The following is an 18,430-nucleotide window of genomic DNA, read 5'->3' as shown; positions in this document are numbered from 1 at the left end:
TCCGCCGGCTTTCTTCTGTTCAGACGATAATTGAGCGATCAGCTCTGCCGCATGAACTGCTGGATGCGACTGTCGGCCGGAGAGCTTTCCAGTTCGTCCGCCGTCATGTTGACGACGACGTGGCCGTTTTCCATCATCACGACGCGGTCGCTGACGCGGCTGACGAAGCGCATTTCGTGGGTGACGATGACCATGGTCATACCCTCGCGGGCAAGGCCCTCGATCACCTGCAGCACTTCGCCGACCAGTTCCGGATCGAGCGCCGAGGTCGGCTCGTCGAACAGCATGATCTCAGGGTCCATGGCGAGCGCGCGGGCAATCGCCACGCGCTGCTTCTGGCCACCCGAGAGCTGGTGCGGGTACTTGTTGGCATGCGCCGCCAGGCCGACACGGGCCAGATGGTTCATCGCCGCTGCGCGCACCGCCTGCTTGTCGCGATTGCCGTGATAGCGTGGGCCAAACGTCACGTTCTCCAGTGCCGTCATATGCGGGAAGAGGTTGAACGACTGGAACACCATGCCGAGACAGGTGACACGATGATGGAAGTCGGGAACCATGCGGTATCCCTTCGCGTCGGCCGTGATCCACTCGTTTCCGTCGAGCGTGATGCGGCCGTTGTCGATGTCCTGCAGCGCGTTGATCGTCCGGATGAGCGTCGTCTTGCCCGAGCCGGACGGACCGATGATGCTGAGCACTTCGCCCTTGCGCACCTGAAGCGACACGTCAGACAGAGCGCGCTTGTCGCCGAAGCTTTTGCTGATGGCATCGATGCCGACCACGACCTCTTCACCGACGCGGCGTTCGCTGCCCGCTGCGCTTGCCTGGGCGACGGCTGCCGGCACGGCGATCTCGGCGCCGGTCATCCTGGATATGTCAAGGCGACCCTCGAGGCGCGCCAGGAAGAAGCTGAAGATCGAGACGACGAGCACGTAGTAGAACGACACCGCGACCAGCGTTTCGATGACCATGAAGTTGCGGGTATAGAGCCGCTGGCCGACGAGCAGGATTTCCGCGAGCGAGATGACCGAGACAAGCGAGGTTAGCTTGACGATGGTGATGAATTCGTTGCCGAGCGAGGGCAACGCCACACGGATTGCCTGCGGCAGGATGATATGCCGGTACTTGCCGACGGGGCGGACGCCGAGCGCATGCGCCGCTTCATGCTGCCCCGGATCGACGGCGATGAGGCCGGCGCGGTGGATTTCCGCGAGATAGGCTGTCTCCGATATCACGAGCGCGATCAGCCCGGCCCAGAAGGGCACTGATAGCACCGGCCCGAGCGCCGGCATGAACTGCGGCATGTTGTAGACGAAGATCAGCAGCACCAGCAGCGGCAGGCTGCGGAAAAGCCAGATATAGGTTTTTGCGAACCAGCGCACCGCGCGCAGGCTCGATTGCCGGGCGAGCGCCAGCAGGAAGCCGAGCACGGTTCCGATGACCCAGGTCAGCACGCCGAGCCAGGCGACAAGCGCTGTTGCGCGCCAGAAGTCCGGATAAAGCAGGAGGCTGAAGAGGTAGTTCCAGTCGAAGTTCATGGGCGGGTATCCCCAAAAGAGCAGCGGCGCCGAAGCGCCGCGCATTCCTGTGTTGATCAGTCAGGCGAGCGCCTCACCGGCGCCCGCCCGGAACGCTTACTGCCCGACAGCCGCCTTGAATTCGGTTTCGGTTGACTTCGCCACGCCATACTTGGCAAACAGCGCCTCGTAATCGGCATCGCCGTCGAGCTTCGCCAGCGTATCGCGCAGGAAGGATGCGACCTCGGTGTTGCCCTTCTTCACGCCGAAGCCGACGATGACGGGATAGAGCTGTTCGGTGGAGGTGACCTTCAGACGGCCGTTCAGCTTCTTGGCGGCATCGGCGAGCACCGCCGAGTTTTCCAGCTGGGCGTCCACGCCGCCGGACATGACGGCCTGGGTGGCCTCGGGCGAAGTCGGGAATTCGCGGGAATCGATCGGGCTGGCGGCGCAAACCGTCGTGTTCAGCTTCTCGAGTTCGGGGATCCAGGCAGCGCCCTTGATCGAGCCGACACGCTTGCCGCAAAGCTCTTCCGGCTTGGTGAAGTTCTGGCCGCCGGCGGCCGAGACCGCGATCGAGACGCCCGTCTTCATGTATGGGATGTAGTCGATCTGCTTGGCGCGCGCCGCCGTCACGTAGAGCGTGGAGGCGATGACGTTGAACTGGTCGCTGGAGACGCCGAGGATCAGGTTCTCGAAACGGGTGTCATGAAAAGAGACATCGCTGCCGGTCTTCTTGCCGATCAGCTTCATCAGCTCGACGTCGAAGCCGGCGGGCTGGTTGGCGTCGTCGAAGTAGTTGTAGGGCGGATAGGTGAGATCGACACCGATCTTCAGCGTTTCCGCATGGGCCGCCGTCAGGGGCGCCGCCAACATGATGAGACCAGCAAGGAGTTTTTTCATGGACTGTTCCTCTCGATTGATGGCTCATTTTTGTTGAACAATTATGAGATTGCAATCCCCCTCGATGCATAAAGTTTCATCAAGGGGCTGATTTCGAGCAGGTCGGCCATCCGCATCCCGGCGAAGGTACTTGACGGAATACTGACAAGCGACTGAAATAACGAGATAAAGCGAGATTCATCAACGGCGACATCTCAGTTCGCCGAAAAATACGTCGCAACAGCATATCCGGTTCCGAAGCAGGAGGCACATGGATCTGGCAATCATGGAAAGCGGGACCTCCAGCGCATAGCGCGTCGGACCTGCCCTCGCCTCATCGCCAGCATCCCGGCATGCGCACTTCACCTCTCTTGACATGCGTAAGTTGTTCAACAAAAATAAATCACCAAGGAGGCCATATTGACCAACCAGAATCCCCCGGACCGACCTCTTGTGCTGACGCAGACTGCCGCCGGCCTGCTGCGCGACAAGATTCTGCGTGGCGAGCTCGCGCCCGGCGCGCCGCTGCGTGAGGTCGTGTGGGCGGAAGCGCTGAACGTTTCGCGCAATACCTTGCGCGAGGCGCTGCGGGATCTGGTTGCCGAAGGCTTGATCGAACATCGAGCGCATTACGGTGCGACCGTGCGGGCGCTGAATTCCACGGAGATCAGCGAGATCTACGCGATCCGCATGACGCTTGAGCTGCGCGGCGTCACCTGCAGCGCCTATGCCTCGCAGGAAGCGATGTCCGAGCTTGTCGCCCGCGTCGAAGCCGTGCAGCGCGCCGCACTTGCCAAGGACTGGCAGCAGTGCGGCACTGCATCGCTGGAGTTTCACCAGCAGATCGTCGATTTCATCGGCAGCCCGCGGCTGAACGACGTGTTCGCAACGGTCGCCGCCCAGGCCCGCCTCGCCTTCTCTATGGCGCCCGATGCCCGCCGATTCCAGGAACCGTGGGTGGCGCGCGACGTCGAAATCTGCGGCCTACTCTGCGACGGCGACCGCACGGCAGCCACCCGTGCACTTGAGCTCTATCTGCAGGAATCCGAACGCGTGGTGCTGGAAGCTGCCCGCGCGCAGAGCCTGCCCCGCCCCAAGAAGACATTGGCGACGCCCGCCGATTGACGGCAGCCCGCCCGCATATCAGGAGAAAATGAGGGATGAAGCCCCAGCCGATTACCAGTGCACCGGAAGACGCAGCGAGCCGCAAGGCCATCAAGCCGGTCATCTGTTATCCCGTTGAAACACTACCCCGCCCGGACCTCGCGGCATATCGCGCGTTGCGCGACGATCTGGAGTTCGTCGAGCGCGTGGTCGTGCCGCCGCGTGATGCGGCCTGCTGGACCGTGCCGGCCGGTCATTTCTGCCGCATCCTCTCCAGCGAGGGCTCGCAGGTGGGCGATCTGAACCTCTTCAATGCCAACAATCTCGAGGAACGCCTCTTCACCGGCAAGACCCGGGCGCTGAACGGCACCCATGTCGGCCTCGGCGACCAGCTCTTCTCCAACATGCCCTATCTGCGCCCGATCGCGACGATCACCCACGACACGCTCGACTGGTATGGCTTCGACGAATTCGGCGGCTCGGTGCACGACGTCATCGGCACGCGCTGCGATCCCTACACGCACAATCTGCTCAGCAATGGCGGCCAGTATCACCACTGCTGCCACTCCAACCTGACGCGCGCCTTCGCCGCTCAGACCGGTAAGTCGCTGCAGGAGGCCGGCACCTACATTCACGACGTGCTCAACGTCTTCATGTGCACCGGCTTCACGCGCGATACCGGACAGTATTTCATGAAGGCCAGCCCGGTTCGCCCCGGCGATTATCTCGAATTCTTCGCCGAGATCGATCTCCTCGGCTGCATGTCGGCCTGCCCCGGCGGCGATTGCTCCTCCGAGCATTCCTCGGACGCGGTTGCCTGCTATCCGCTTGTGGTCGAGATCTACAAGCCGACTCATCTGCCGGAAGGCTGGAGCGCGCCCGCGGTCAACGGTTACGACGGTACGCACGGCCTCTGAGCCACAGAGATAGATTTGACGATAAGGCTTCCGCGACCTGTTCGCGGGAGCTTTGTTTTAGGTAGGCTCACACTCTAGCCCGCCTGCTGGTCCTTACAAAGATCGAACCAATCCGCGTTTGCGACGTTGAGTTACCATGGTTTTTCAGAAAGGAGCAGTCCGATGAAAAGAACGCTAGCCGCAGTTTTTACTGCAACAGTCGTGCTCGTCGGAGGATTCAACCCGGTGATGGCACGCGATCACCATCATCATGACAACACCGGACGCGCTATCGCCGGCGGTGTTGCCGCAGGTGTCGTTGGCGGACTGATCGGTGGCGCCATCGCGAACTCCGGCCCTCGTTACGTCGATCCGCCTCCGCCGCGTCCGCGTTGCTGGTATGAGGATCGCGAGGTCCAGAATGCTTATGATGGTGGGTCTCACGTGGAGTCAGTCCGAGTCTGTAACTAAGGGACGAAGCCACCAACCTGCCATGCCTCGCGCATGGCAGGTCTCGGACGGAATTCCAGCCTCTTCACCATTTGATCTTGCGGCGGTAAGCTTGCCCTCGGCAGGGAGGCCGCATGATCGACAAACTGGAATTCTTCATCGCCGTCGCCACGGAAAAGCATTTCGGCCGTGCCGCCCAGGAATGCGGCATATCGCAACCTTCCCTCTCCGCCGCCATTCGCCAGCTGGAAGACCAGCTCGGGGTCATCCTCGTGCAGCGTGGCTCGCGCTTTCAGGGTTTGACCCCGGAGGGGCAGCGCGTGCTCGAATGGGCCCGCCGGATCGTTGGGGACGCCCGCACCATGCGCCAGGAAATGCGCGCGGCCCGCGCTGGCCTTGCCGGTCATGTAAGGATAGCCGCCATCCCGACCGCATTGTCGATGCTGCCGCAGCTGACGGCGCCCTTTCAGGAGCGCCATCCCGACGTCACCTTTTCGATCGTCTCGCGCAATTCGCTGCAGGTGCTGAGCATGCTGGAGAATCTCGAGATCGACGCCGGCATCACCTATCTCGAGAACGAGCCACTCGGGCGTGTGACCAGCGTTCCGCTCTATGCCGAACAGTATAACCTCATCACCGCTGCCGGCAGCCCGCTGTCCGATCGCGAAAGCGTCACCTGGAAAGAGGTCGGCGATATCAGGCTCTGTCTATTGACAGCCGATATGCAGAACAGGCGAATTATCAACCAGTTGCTGGGAGAAGCAGGCGCCACGGCGCAGCCGACGCTCGAATCCAACTCGATGATCGTGCTGTTCTCGCACGTTCGCACCGGTCGCTGGGCCAGCATCATGCCGCGCAATGTTGCGAAATCGTTCGGCTTTCCGGCCGAAATCCGGATGATCCCGATTGTCGAGCCGCAGGCGCATCATGTCGTCGGCTTGGTCGCGACCCACCGTGAGCCCTTCACGCCACTGGTCTCGGCGCTCCTGCACGAGGCGCGCATCCTCATAGAGAAGCCGGACCTTCAATAGGAAATTCCTATCGACTGACGAGACAGCTTTATTGATCGCTTCGTCCTTCCCTGAGAAAGTTCTATAATGATTTGACGGTCCCGTATCGTCGGCCGAAGGCTTCTGGAGGGGCTTGCCGAACGTCCGTGAACGTCGCTGCTGGTCTGGGAGGGCCGCTGATGAATATTCGTGTCGCCAACGGCGATATTTCCGACCAGGTGCGTGAGATCGTCGATCGTCTGAAGACGCTCGAAGGCCCGATGCTGCCGATCCTCCACGAGATCCAGGACGTGTTCGGTTACGTCCCGCAGGAGGCGCTTCCCGTCATCGCGCATGGGCTCAACCTGTCGCGGGCCGAAGTGCATGGCGTCGTCACCTTCTATCACGATTATCGCAACCACCCGGCCGGCCGGCATGTGCTGAAGCTCTGTCGCGCCGAATCCTGCCAGGCGATGGGAGGAGACCGTCTGGCCGAGCGGGTGAAGGCGATGCTGGGGATCGACTGGCACGGGACGACGCCTGACGGGGCGATCACGCTGGAACCGGTTTTCTGTCTCGGGCTCTGTTCGTGCTCTCCATCGGCGATGCTTGATGGAGAGGTTCATGGCCGGGTCGATGTCGCCGATCTCGAGGAGATTATCGCGGAGGCACGCCGATGAGTGTCCGGATCTATATTCCGCGCGATGCGGCCGCACTGGCGCTCGGCGCAGACAAGGTGGCTGATGCGGTTGCCAGGGAGATCGCCGATCGCGATCTCGATGCGGTCATCGTGCGCAATGGCTCGCGCGGCATGCATTGGTTGGAGCCGTTGGTCGAGGTCGAAGTCGCAGGCCAGCGGATCGGCTACGGCCCGGTGAAGGCTCGCGACGTCGCGGCGTTGTTCGATGCCGACCTGATATCGGGCGGCGATCACCGGCTCTGTCTTGGCGCGGTCGAGGAGATCGCGTTTCTCAAGCGACAGACACGACTGACCTTTGCTCGTTGCGGTGTGATCGATCCGCTCTCGCTTGCCGATTACGAGGCACATGGCGGCCTGGCTGGTCTGCGCCGCGCCGTTTCCATGCAGCCGGCCGATATCGTCAAGGACGTCACCGTTTCCGGTCTTCGCGGCCGCGGCGGCGCGGGGTTCCCGACCGGCATCAAGTGGAAGACCGTGCTCGATGCGCCGGGTGCACGCAAATACATCGTCTGCAACGCCGACGAAGGCGACAGCGGCACTTTCGCCGACCGGATGATCATGGAAGGCGACCCCTTCGTGCTGATCGAGGGCATGGCGATCGCGGGGCTGGCGACCGGGGCGACCAAGGGCTTCGTCTATATCCGTTCAGAATATCCGCACGCGATTGCCGCCATGACCGAGGCGGTCGAGGTCGCGGGACGCGCTGGCGTGCTCGGGCCGTCGGTGCTTGGCTCGGGCAAGGCGTTCGAGATGGAGATCCGTACCGGCGCTGGCGCCTATGTCTGCGGCGAGGAAACGGCGCTATTGAACAGCCTGGAGGGCAAGCGCGGCATCGTGCGCGCCAAGCCGCCGCTGCCGGCGCACAAGGGCCTGTTCGACTGTCCCACCGTGATCAACAACGTGATCTCGCTCGCCTCCGTCCCTGTGATCATGGACAAGGGCGCTGCCCATTATCGCGACTTCGGGATGGGCCGCTCTCGCGGCACGATCCCGTTGCAGATCGCCGGCAATGTGAAGCATCCCGGTCTGTATGAGGTGGCGTTCGGGCTGACGCTGGGCGAGATCGTCGACGACATCGCCGGCGGCACGGCATCGGGGCGGCCAGTCAAGGCGGTGCAGGTGGGCGGGCCGTTGGGCGCCTATTTCCCGCGCGCGCTGTTCGATACGCCGTTCGACTATGAAGCCTTTGCCGCGAAAGACGGCTTGATCGGCCATGCGGGTATCGTCGTCTTCGACGACAGCGCCGACATGCTGAAGCAGGCGCGGTTTGCGATGGAGTTCTGCGCGGTCGAGAGCTGCGGCAAGTGCACGCCCTGTCGCATCGGCTCGACGCGCGGGGTGGAAACGGCCGACAAAATCGCCAGCGGTATCGAGCCGGAGAAGAACCGCGCGCTGCTGGCCGATCTCTGCAACACGATGAAGTTTGGTTCGCTCTGCGCGCTGGGTGGGTTCACGCCTTATCCCGTGTTGAGCGCGATGACGCATTTTCCTGACGATTTCGCGCCGGGGCCGATGGTGGAGGCTGCGGAATGATGAGCGCTGCATCTAACGTCTATTCCCCTCCCCAACCCCTCCCCACAAGGGGGAGGGGCTTAGAATGCTGCGCCCTTCCCATTCTCGTCTCGACACGTCCACATGCGGGAGAGCCGCTGCGGTGCGATGACCGCGCCGCAGTGAAGCCCCTTCCCCTTGTGGGGAGGGGTTGGGGAGGGGTCTTCGCGCCATCCACGACAGCAGATCATTCTCTCACGGAGGCACACCATGTCCCTCGTTCATGAAATCGACTACGGCACGCCGGCCTCCACGTCCGAGAGCATGGTGACGCTCACCATCGACGGCAACCAGGTGACCGTGCCAGAGGGTACATCCATCATGCGCGCATCGATGGATGCAGGCATCGAGATCCCGAAGCTCTGCGCCACCGACATGATCGACGCCTTCGGCTCCTGCCGGCTCTGTCTTGTCGAGATCCAGGGACGTAACGGCCTGCCCGCGTCCTGCACCACGCCGGTTGCGGCGGGCATGGTGGTGTCGACGCAGACGAACCGGCTCAAGGACGTCCGTCGCGGGGTGATGGAGCTCTATATTTCCGACCATCCGCTCGACTGTCTGACGTGTGCCGCCAATGGTGACTGCGAGCTGCAGGACATGGCGGGCGCCGTTGGCTTGCGCGATGTGCGCTACGGCTACGATGGCGATAACCACGTCAAGGCGCGCGACAATGGCGGGCTCAATGCCAAATGGGCGCCGAAGGACGAGAGCAACCCCTATTTCACTTTCGATCCGGCCAAATGCATCGTCTGTTCGCGCTGCGTGCGCGCCTGCGAGGAGGTACAGGGCACGTTTGCGCTGACTATCGAAGGGCGCGGCTTTGATTCCCGCGTCTCGGCCGGCATGCACGAGGATTTCGTCTCGTCGGAATGCGTGTCTTGCGGAGCCTGCGTGCAAGCCTGCCCCACGGCGACGCTGACCGAGAAGTCGGTGATCGAGATCGGTCAGCCGGAGCATTCCGTGGTGACCACCTGCGCCTATTGCGGTGTCGGCTGTTCGTTCAAGGCGGAAATGCGCGGCGAGGAACTGGTGCGCATGGTGCCGTGGAAGGATGGGCAGGCGAACCGCGGGCACTCCTGCGTCAAGGGCCGCTTCGCCTACGGCTATTCCAGCCACAAAGACCGCATCTTGAACCCGATGGTGCGCGAGAAGATTACCGACCCCTGGCGCGAAGTGAGTTGGGACGAGGCCTTCGCGCACGTCGCCTCTGAGTTCCGTCGCATCCAATACCAGTACGGTCGCGATTCGATCGGCGGCATCACGTCGTCGCGCTGCACCAACGAGGAAACCTATCTCGTGCAGAAGCTGGTGCGCGCCGGCTTCCAGAACAACAATGTGGATACCTGCGCGCGTGTCTGCCATTCGCCGACAGGCTACGGCCTCGGCCAGGCCTTCGGCACCTCGGCGGGCACCCAGAATTTCGACAGCGTCGAAAAGAGCGATGTCGTCGTCATCATCGGCGCCAACCCGACGGACGGGCACCCGGTCTTCGGGTCGCGCCTGAAGAAGCGGCTACGCCAGGGTGCCAAGCTGATCGTCATCGATCCGCGCCGCACCGATATCGTCCGCTCGCCGCATGTCGAGGCCGCCTATCACCTGCCACTGAAACCCGGCACCAACGTCGCGGTCATGACCTCGCTGGCGCATGTGATCGTCACCGAGGGCCTGTTCGACGAGCGCTTCATCCGCGAGCGCTGCGATTGGTCGGAGTTCGAGGACTGGGCGGCCTTCGTCGCCGAGCCGCACCATAGCCCGGAAGCAACGGAGGCGCTGACCGGCGTGCCGGCCGATATGCTGCGGGGCGCTGCCCGTCTTTACGCCACCGGTGGCAACGGCGCGATCTATTATGGGCTTGGCGTGACCGAGCACAGCCAGGGCTCGACGACGGTCATGGCGATCGCCAACCTGGCGATGGTGACGGGCAATATCGGCCGTCCCGGCGTCGGCGTGAACCCGCTACGTGGCCAGAACAATGTGCAGGGCTCCTGCGACATGGGCTCCTTCCCGCACGAGCTACCTGGCTATCGCCACGTCTCCGACGACGCGACGCGCGATATCTTCGAGAAGCTCTGGGGCGTCAAAATCAGTGACGAGCCGGGCCTGCGCATTCCCAACATGCTGGACGCCGCCGTCGATGGCTCCTTCAAGGGGCTCTATGTCCAGGGCGAGGATATCCTGCAGTCCGACCCTGACACCAAGCATGTGGCGGCAGGGCTGGCGGCGATGGAATGCGTCGTGGTCCACGATCTTTTCCTGAACGAGACGGCGAATTACGCGCATGTCTTCCTGCCGGGCTCGAGTTTCCTTGAGAAGGACGGAACCTTCACCAATGCCGAGCGGCGCATCAACCGCGTGCGCAAAGTGATGAGCCCTAAGAACGGCTATGCCGACTGGGAAGTGACGCAGAAGCTGGCGCAGGCGATGGGCCTTGCCTGGAACTACCAGCATCCGTCCGAGATCATGGACGAGATCGCGGTAACGACGCCGAGCTTCGCAATGGTCTCCTACGACTATCTGGAGAAGATGGGCTCCGTTCAGTGGCCGTGCAACGAGGCGCATCCCGAGGGATCGCCGATCATGCATGTCGATGGCTTCGTGCGCGGCAAGGGCAAGTTTATCCGCACCGAGTACATCGCCACCGACGAACGCACCGGCCCGCGCTTCCCGCTGCTTTTGACGACAGGACGCATTCTCAGCCAGTATAATGTCGGAGCGCAGACGCGGCGCACCGAGAATGTCGTCTGGCACTCCGAGGACCGACTGGAGGTGCATCCGCATGATGCCGAACAGCGCGGCATCCGCGATGGCGACTGGGTGAAGCTGATGAGCCGATCGGGCGATACGACGCTGCGCGCGCTGATCACCGATCGCGTCTCGCCGGGCGTGGTCTATACGACCTTCCATCATCCGGATACGCAGGCCAACGTCATCACCACCGACTTCTCCGATTGGGCCACCAACTGTCCCGAGTACAAGGTGACCGCGGTCCAGGTCTCACCGTCCAACGGTCCGACGGATTGGCAGGTCGAGTACGACGAGCAGGCGCGGCAGAGCCGACGGATCTCGGGCAAGCTCGAAGCGGCGGAGTAAGCGATGTCACACGGCACCCATGATAAGCTTGTCTATATGGCGAACCAGATCGCAGGATTCTTCGCGACCCAGCCGGAAGCCGAGGCCGCGCAAGGCGTGGCCTCGCACATCAACAAGTTCTGGGAGCCGCGCATGCGCCGGCAACTGTTCGAGATACTGGAGCAGGATAAAAACGGGCTGAGCCCCTTGGTGTTGCAGGCTGTGCCGCTGATCAAACGGCCGGTGTCGAAGACGACACCCAGGACTGAGACGACCGTCTGACAAACACCACCTGGCCGGTGCAAATAACGGCGCGCTAGAAGGTGGCACTCGATCGCCGAGAGACCTCAGTGCGCGGGGCCGAGGGTGGATCGATAATTGCATCTAGCGCAATTAAATCGAAATCATTCGTGCAATTGTTCGCCAAGGCACTTCCCTTCAATATCTCCTCATCAGACGAACGCGAGCTTCGCCAAGGCGGCTTCAAACCGCCGTTCAGTTCGTCGCCACTTGAGAAGAATTGAGATTGAGATCATGAAGCTGCCCTCCCTCCCCCAACTCCTGAGCTTCAACGCAGGCTATGTGGACACGCTCGGATTTCTCGCGCTATCGGGTCTGTTCACCGCCCACGTCACCGGGAACTTCGTCACGCTTGGCGCAACGGCGGCACTCGGTCTGGGCGGAGCATTATCGAAGCTTTTGGCACTTCCCGTATTCTGTTTCGTCGTCTTCGCATCGCGTCTGGCCTGCTTGAAATTGCAGGCTGCCGATCGATCCCCGATCCGCCCGATGCTGATCGTGAAGCTGGCTCTTCTCACCGGTGTAGCGATCTTCGCGCTCTATCATGGACCATTTCACGCGGACGAAAACATCGTGACGCTTGTCGTTGGACTTGCTCTTGTTTCCGCGATGGCCATTCAGAACGGGCTTCACAGGGCACACCTGTCGAAGGCGCCCCCGTCCACCTTGATGACCGGGACGACAACGCAGATCATGCTCGACCTCGCCGACCTCCTGGTCAGCGCGAAATCGGAAGAGACGGCTGCGCTAAAGGCGCGGATCGTGAAAATGGGCACGGCGGTTATCACATTCGCCCTCGGCTGCGGCCTCGGTGCCGCCGGTTACATGTTCGCTCCGGCTGCAGCCTTCACCCTGCCAGCCATCCTGGCCACGATCGCTCTCTTCGCCAGCACCGCAGGTGCCGAAGCATAAGATTTTTGACCCACGACTAGCGGACAAAAGCGGAAGGATTGCTGCAATGGATAATGTTGGCGAAGTCGGCGGATTAGCAAGTCTGATCGCTCCGATCCTCAAGCCCATGGCATCGGGCCTCGAATTCTTCGGCGTCGGCGTCATCCTGATCGGCGTGGTTGTCGCGACGGTGAGTTACGTTAGAGATCTGATGTCCTCCGCGAAGCATGACGCCTACGACAGATATCGCGCGAACCTCGGACGCGGCATCTTGCTCGGCCTCGAAATCCTGATCGGCGCGGATATCATCGCGACGATCATCTCGCCCCTGACATGGGAAAGCGTCGGCCTGCTCGGGCTGATCGTTATGATCAGGACGTTCCTGAGCTTTTCTCTCGAAGCCGAGATCGACGGTCAGTGGCCGTGGTCGCGGGCGTCGAAAAGCAGCGCGGAAAGCCGTTGACGGCAAGCGATATTACAGTCGACCTTAAAACTGAATAATCTTCGACCATCCCGCTCCTTCGCCAGGTCCGCCGGACGGGATTGTCATCCGATAGTGTCGGCAAGGCAGATCCTCGTTCGTCCTAGACGGGCAAAGCACTGAAGGGAGACCGGCATGAAGCTCTATTTCAGCAGAAATCCAAACCCACGTCTCGCCGTTGCCGTTGCCAGGCATCTGGACGCAAACATCGAATTTGAGTTCGCTGCTCCTCTGGAGCCCGGGCAATCGGAACGATACCTCCCCCTTAATCCCAATCTCCTCCTTCCGATCCTCGAACGCCCCGGACGATCGCTATGGGAGACCGACGCGATCGCTTGTTATCTGTCCCGGCATACCGGGTCGAATTTCTGGCGCACCGATGACGACGAGCCGGAGATGATCCGATGGATCAGTTGGGCAAAGGATAATTTCGTGAAGGCGTGTGACGCGGTCCATTGGGAGCGCGGGACGAAACCGCGTTATGGGATTGGCACCTGTGACGAAGCGCAGGTCGAAATCGGACTGAAGCAGTTCCACAGGGCGGCGGCCCTGCTTGAGGCCGAGCTTGCCGATCACATGTGGCTCGTTGGCGACGCGATCTCCTTCGCGGATTTTCGCATGGCAACCTTCCTGCCTTTCAACGATGCCGCGAAACTGCCGATCTCGGACTATCCCGCCATCCAGCGCTGGTCGGATCGCTTGAATGACATCGACGCGTGGCGTGACCCGTTTGCTGGGCTCGACGCGCCGCCGATGCCGCCACTCCCAGTTTGAAATTGGCGAAATTGCCGAGGGGATTTCGCGAAGTTTGAGTTGACGTTTTCAACGGCGACGCCACACTTGTGAATTGCAGCAATGTGGGAGGACGATGATGGAAAACGCAAACCAGTGGCGCCACATGGCAAGCGCGCCGAAGGACGGCAGCCGGATTCTGGTGACGATCCATCCGTCCGAACAGGGACCGGCTCAGGTCGATCTTGCCTACTGGTCGAACGGCGATCGGTTCGGTTCGGAAGGCTGGCGCTCATCCGATTCCGCGCCCGGTCGCATCATCGAATATCCCGATCCGGAACTGAAATGCTGGATGCCGATGCCTTCAGCCAATGTCGGCCAAAGCTCGCTGCCCTCCCCTTGGGAAGGTGACGACATGCTGCAGCTTGATGGATCCGGGATCTAGTGCGTACATCGCATACTGAAAGCTTTGCACTAGATTGGCAGATCCACGGCCAATCCTTACCCATGGCTCGCATCGTTCGGCACCAGCGGCTCGACATCCTTCACCTTGGCGCGGTGGAAGATGAACAAGCCCGCCAGCACGATCACAGCAGCGCCGATCAGCGTCTGTCGATCGGGAAACTCGCCGAAGAACATCCAGCCGAAGAGGATCGCCCATAGCAGCAAAGTGTATTGAAGCGGCGCCAGCAGCGAGGCGGGTGCGAGCTTCAGCGAGCGCGTGATCATTAGATGCGCAGAACAGGACACGACACCGAGCAGCAACAACGCCAGTAGTTGGGCTCCACTAAACGCACTCCAACTTCCGACGCTAAGCACCGCCCCGACAGCGAGACATCCAAGCGTCTGCAACGTCACGAGCGTGGCATCAGGCGTCGATCGCAGCACGCGACCGAGCACCAGGGTGAGCGAAAAGGAAATGCTGCCGATGAGGCCAAACATCGAAGGCCAGGATAGCATGGCCGAAGATGGGCGCAGCGCGATGACGACACCCAAGAAGCCGATCAGGACCGCCAGCCAGCGCCGCCAGCCGATCCGTTCTCCAAGGAGAAAATGCGAGAGCGCCGCGACGTAGATTGGACCGGCCATGTAGAACGTCATGACGTCGGCCAGCGGAAGATAGGCAACGGCAGCATAGAACAGCCCGGTATCGGCGGTGGCGAGAATCACGCGCACCAATTGCCATTGCGGTTTCTCCACTCGATAGAGCGAGGCGATCGGTTGGCGCGACAACATCGGCCCGAGCACGAAAAACGCGCCAAGCGAGCGAACGAGCAGAACCTGGCCGACGGAAAAGCTCGCCACGAGCCATTTGCCCATGGCGTCGTTGAGGGCGAACATGAAATCGCCGACGAGCATCAGGACGATACCAACCAAAACGGCGTTTCCGCCCGCGACAAGAGCCGCCTGCCTGTTCATGATTTTAAAGGCGCTCCGTGACGCCATTCCGTGACGAGGTTCCGGCGACAATCTTGTTCACGATTTGCCGCACCACGTCGATGCCCATTTGATCGGCAGATGCTTACTCCGGCGGCAAACCATGTTGCAAGCGGAGAAGCAGCCATTCTGATAATCCAGTGATGAATAGCCGCCACCGCCAACAATTTAACCTTCGTTAACCACGCTGCCGATAGGAATTGTTAACCATCCCGCTGACGTCAGGCGGGTGTCCGCTAAGCGTCGGCCTGCAGATGAGACAACTATTCCCGGCATTTTCTCGCCGTCTAGGCTTATTTACGGCGCTGGCGTCCATCGCATTGCCCACCCATGGCTTTGCGCAATCCACCTGGGCCGGTGGCAACCCTGACAACGACTTCAGCAATTCGTCAAACTGGACCCCTGCTGCCCCCGATGCCAACGATACAGCCCGCGTCGACGCGGGCTCTCCGCAAGTCTCGAACGACGTGACGGTAGGCCATCTTGATGTGGATGGCGGCAACGTCACCATTAGCAACACCGGTGTGTTGACCAGCACGAATGGCACGACGATCACGTCAGGTAGCGTCAGCATAAACAGCGGCGGCGTAGTGAACTCGAACGTCAGCCTCGATGGCGGCAGCCTCTCCCTCGATGGCCAGCTCAACGGTCAGCTCAATCTCAACAATGGCAATGTTTCCGTCAACGGTACACTCGGCAGCGCAATCGTTGGGACCGGAACCGCACTCACGAACAACGGCACCACAGGTCAGGTCAACGTCTCCACAGGCGCAACGCTCGTCAATAACAGCGGAGCGATCATCGACGAGATTACGAACGCCGGCACCGCGTCGAACGCGGGAACCGTCGGCGACGTCACGAACACAGCAGGCAGCTTCACGAACGATGGCACAGTGACGGGAAAGACGACCGTCTCGGGTGGAACGGTAACGAACAACTTCGTTATCACCGACGCCGATGTCGCCGCCGCGGCGACCTTCGTCAACAATAGTGGTGCAACAGCTGGCGCTGTCACGAACGCCGGCACCGGCTCCAATGCCGGCACAGTCGCAAGCCTCACGAACACAGCAGGCAGCTTCACCAACAACGCCGGCGGAACCATAACCGGAAAGACCATCGTCGAAGGCGGAACTGTCACGAACAATTTCGTGATCACAGACGCCGATGTCGCCGCGGCCGCAAGCTTCGTCAACAACACCGGAGCAACAGCAGACGCTGTTAGAAATGCTGGGACTGCCACCAACGCTGGGACGATCGCCTCCCTGCAGAACGACGGCGGGACGTTCACCAACAATGCCGGCGGAACCGTTACCGGCGGAACGAACATCAGCGGCGGCAGCGTCACGAACAATGCAAGCCTGAACAACGTCAATGTCGGCACGGCCGGCACATTCGCCAACACCAGTGGGGCGACCGCAGGCACCGTCACCAATGCCGGCACTGCATCCAATGCCGGCACCATCGCGAGCCTGACCAACACCGCAGGCAGCTTCACCAACAACGCCGGCGGCACGGTCGTCGGGACGACCACCGTCGCAGGCGGAACGGTCACGAACAACTTCGTCATCACCGATGCCGATGTCGCCGCCGCAGCAGCCTTCGTCAACAACACCGGCGCCACCGCCGGCGATGTCAGGAACGCCGGGACCGTCACCAATGCAGGGACGATCGCCTCCGTACAGAACGACGGCGGGACATTCACCAACAACGCGGGTGGAGCGGTTACGGGCCTGATCACCGTGGCCGGTGGCAACGTTGTCAACAACGCGACATTGGCGAATGTCGATGTCGGCGCCGCCGGCACCTTCATCAACAATAGCGGCGCGACAGCCGGGGCGGTGACGAATTCCGGCATCGCGGCAAACGACGGAACAATTGCAGCGCTGCAAAACAATGCCGGGACATTTTCCAACACTGGGGCGATATCTGGCGCTGCCACGGTCTCCGGCGGCTCGCTAGTCAACGATGGCTCCATATCGGGCATCGTTGACATCGACGAGGGCGGCCTGCTCTCCGGCGCCGGCACTGTCGGCGGCATCCTCGTGAACGCAGGCGGCATATTGACGCCGGGCCCGGGGATCGCAACGCTTGGCGTCAGTGGCGACGTGACGTTCGCCACGGGCTCCACCTACCAGGTTGATATCGCGGCGAGCGGCCTTTCCGACCGGGTGGATGCAACGGGCACCATTTCCATCCAGGGGGGAACGCTTGCCGTCAAGGCAGCAGCCGGCAACTATGCGGCAGCAACCAGCTATACGATCCTGAACGGCAGCAGCATAACCGGTACGTTCGACACCGTGACGAGCGATTTCGCATTTCTATCGCCAACATTGATATACGACGCCACCACCATCGACATGCGGCTGGATCGCAACGGCGTGCAATTCGCGGACGTGGCCGACACGGCAAATGGCCGGGCAACCGCTGCGGCCGTCGAAGCGCTGGGGTCAGGCCGCGCCGTCTACGACGCGGTCCTATCGCTCGATTCCGCCACTGCCGCGAGTGCCTTTTCGCAACTGAGCGGCGAAGCCCATGCCTCTCTGAAAAGCGCGTTGCTATGGCAAAGCCGCCTTCCGCGCGAAGCGATCCTCGACGAGATCGCCTGGGGTCCACATCAGCGAGACACCGACGCAACCTTCTGGACCTCCGGATTCTTGTCGTCCAACGTCCTGTCAGGCGGCGACAACGCGGCCGGGATCGATGCGCGCTTCAATGGCGCCCTGTTCGGGGCCGATGCGCCGGTCTCCGATCACTGGCGGGTCGGCGGCGTGGTCGGCTACGGTCAACAATCGTTCGATAAGGTAAGCACGGATTCCTACTACGCCGGCCTTTATGCCATGGGTGACCTCGGCCCAATGCAATTCGCCGGCGGCGCCATCTATGCCCACAACGAAGCATCCACGCGGCGTGATATCGCATTCGGCACATTTGCGGACCAGCTCTCCGCAAATTATGCGAGCGCCACCAGCCAGATTCTCGCGGATCTTTCGTGGACCTACGAGTGGGACGCACTCAAGGTTCAGCCGTTCGCCAATCTCGCCTACATCAATCTGGATACCGATGCTTTTCAGGAGCAGGGTGGCGATGCCGCGCTCTCGGTAACAGGTGGAAACGCCGCGATCACCTCGTCGACGGTCGGATTGCGCTGGGCGATGGATTGGCCGGAAAGCGAACTGCCTCTTTCGGTTTCAGGCTTGCTGGGCTGGCGGCATATCGGGGGTGATGTAACGCCCTATTCCCGAATGACGTTTTCGGGTAGTTCACCCTTCATCATCGCGGGCACGGAAATGCCCCGCGATTCCGTCGTGGCGGAGATCGGCGTTGCCGCGAAGCTTTCCAAGTCTTCGCGGCTAACGCTGAGCTACTCCGGCGCGTTTGGCAAAGGCCTCCGCTCCAACGCCATCCAGATGAACCTCGTAACGAGCTTCTAGGCC

The 18,430-nt window shown here is 61.6% G+C and carries 16 protein-coding genes; 13 read left to right on the top strand and 3 right to left on the bottom strand.

The features are described from left to right. Positions 1 to 38: 38 nt before the first annotated feature. Positions 39 to 1,535 (bottom strand): amino acid ABC transporter permease/ATP-binding protein, encoded by a 1,497-nt coding sequence (locus J5286_RS24385; RefSeq protein ID WP_209192374.1) that lies wholly within the window; start codon positions 1,533 to 1,535, stop codon positions 39 to 41. 96 nt (positions 1,536 to 1,631) lie between these two features. Further along, positions 1,632 to 2,417 (bottom strand): transporter substrate-binding domain-containing protein, encoded by a 786-nt coding sequence (locus tag J5286_RS24380; RefSeq protein WP_112533959.1) that lies wholly within the window; start codon positions 2,415 to 2,417, stop codon positions 1,632 to 1,634. A gap of 399 nt (positions 2,418 to 2,816) precedes the next feature. Between J5286_RS24380 and J5286_RS24375 the strand changes: the two genes are divergently transcribed. The 12 genes from J5286_RS24375 (at position 2,817) to J5286_RS24325 (ending at position 14,004) form a co-directional block, all read left to right on the top strand. Beyond that, positions 2,817 to 3,521 (top strand): GntR family transcriptional regulator, encoded by a 705-nt coding sequence (locus J5286_RS24375; RefSeq protein WP_018898090.1) that lies wholly within the window; start codon positions 2,817 to 2,819, stop codon positions 3,519 to 3,521. A 35-nt stretch (positions 3,522 to 3,556) separates the two neighbouring features. Next, positions 3,557 to 4,417: an urea carboxylase-associated family protein gene (locus tag J5286_RS24370; protein WP_209192372.1), complete on the top strand. Its 861-nt coding sequence runs from the start codon at positions 3,557 to 3,559 to the stop codon at positions 4,415 to 4,417. A gap of 162 nt (positions 4,418 to 4,579) precedes the next feature. Next, complete coding sequence (locus J5286_RS31375) at positions 4,580 to 4,867, top strand: hypothetical protein (RefSeq protein WP_245206522.1); 288 nt, start codon at positions 4,580 to 4,582, stop codon at positions 4,865 to 4,867. Positions 4,868 to 4,980: 113 nt separating this feature from the next. Next, positions 4,981 to 5,877: a LysR family transcriptional regulator gene (locus tag J5286_RS24365; protein ID WP_209192371.1), complete on the top strand. Its 897-nt coding sequence runs from the start codon at positions 4,981 to 4,983 to the stop codon at positions 5,875 to 5,877. A gap of 158 nt (positions 5,878 to 6,035) precedes the next feature. After that, positions 6,036 to 6,515, top strand: a complete 480-nt coding sequence (locus tag J5286_RS24360) for a formate dehydrogenase subunit gamma (protein ID WP_209192369.1) — start codon at positions 6,036 to 6,038, stop codon at positions 6,513 to 6,515. After that, complete coding sequence (locus J5286_RS24355; RefSeq protein WP_209192368.1) at positions 6,512 to 8,068, top strand: formate dehydrogenase beta subunit; 1,557 nt, start codon at positions 6,512 to 6,514, stop codon at positions 8,066 to 8,068. The genes J5286_RS24360 and J5286_RS24355 overlap by 4 nt, the downstream gene beginning before the upstream one ends. Positions 8,069 to 8,296: 228 nt before the next feature. After that, positions 8,297 to 11,176: a formate dehydrogenase subunit alpha gene (fdhF, locus tag J5286_RS24350; protein ID WP_209192367.1), complete on the top strand. Its 2,880-nt coding sequence runs from the start codon at positions 8,297 to 8,299 to the stop codon at positions 11,174 to 11,176. A gap of 3 nt (positions 11,177 to 11,179) precedes the next feature. After that, entirely contained in the window at positions 11,180 to 11,437 is a 258-nt protein-coding gene (locus J5286_RS24345; RefSeq protein ID WP_209192366.1) for a formate dehydrogenase subunit delta, read from the top strand. A gap of 252 nt (positions 11,438 to 11,689) precedes the next feature. Next, the gene (locus J5286_RS24340) at positions 11,690 to 12,367 is read left to right on the top strand and encodes a YoaK family protein (protein WP_209192365.1); all 678 of its coding nucleotides are present in this window, start codon (positions 11,690 to 11,692) and stop codon (positions 12,365 to 12,367) included. Positions 12,368 to 12,413: 46 nt separating this feature from the next. Then, on the top strand, positions 12,414 to 12,809 hold the full coding sequence (locus tag J5286_RS24335) for a DUF1622 domain-containing protein (RefSeq protein WP_209192364.1): 396 nt from the start codon (positions 12,414 to 12,416) through the stop codon (positions 12,807 to 12,809). Positions 12,810 to 12,962: 153 nt separating this feature from the next. Next, a complete protein-coding gene (locus J5286_RS24330) occupies positions 12,963 to 13,601 on the top strand; it encodes a glutathione S-transferase family protein (RefSeq protein WP_209192363.1) in 639 nt (212 codons plus the stop codon). Positions 13,602 to 13,698: 97 nt separating this feature from the next. Then, the gene (locus J5286_RS24325) at positions 13,699 to 14,004 is read left to right on the top strand and encodes a hypothetical protein (protein ID WP_209192361.1); all 306 of its coding nucleotides are present in this window, start codon (positions 13,699 to 13,701) and stop codon (positions 14,002 to 14,004) included. A 56-nt stretch (positions 14,005 to 14,060) separates the two neighbouring features. Here the strand turns inward: J5286_RS24325 and J5286_RS24320 are convergent, their stop codons facing one another. After that, entirely contained in the window at positions 14,061 to 14,978 is a 918-nt protein-coding gene (locus J5286_RS24320) for a DMT family transporter (RefSeq protein WP_209192360.1), read from the bottom strand. A gap of 338 nt (positions 14,979 to 15,316) precedes the next feature. Between J5286_RS24320 and J5286_RS24315 the strand changes: the two genes are divergently transcribed. Then, on the top strand, positions 15,317 to 18,427 hold the full coding sequence (locus tag J5286_RS24315; protein WP_245206521.1) for an autotransporter outer membrane beta-barrel domain-containing protein: 3,111 nt from the start codon (positions 15,317 to 15,319) through the stop codon (positions 18,425 to 18,427). Positions 18,428 to 18,430: the final 3 nt, after the last annotated feature.

It is taken from the genome of Rhizobium sp. 16-488-2b (genome assembly GCF_017741815.1).
In the GTDB taxonomy this organism is placed as follows: Bacteria; Pseudomonadota; Alphaproteobacteria; order Rhizobiales; family Rhizobiaceae; genus Rhizobium.
The sequence above is the reverse complement of the archived record's forward strand: the minus strand, read 5'-3'. Positions and strand labels throughout refer to the sequence as shown.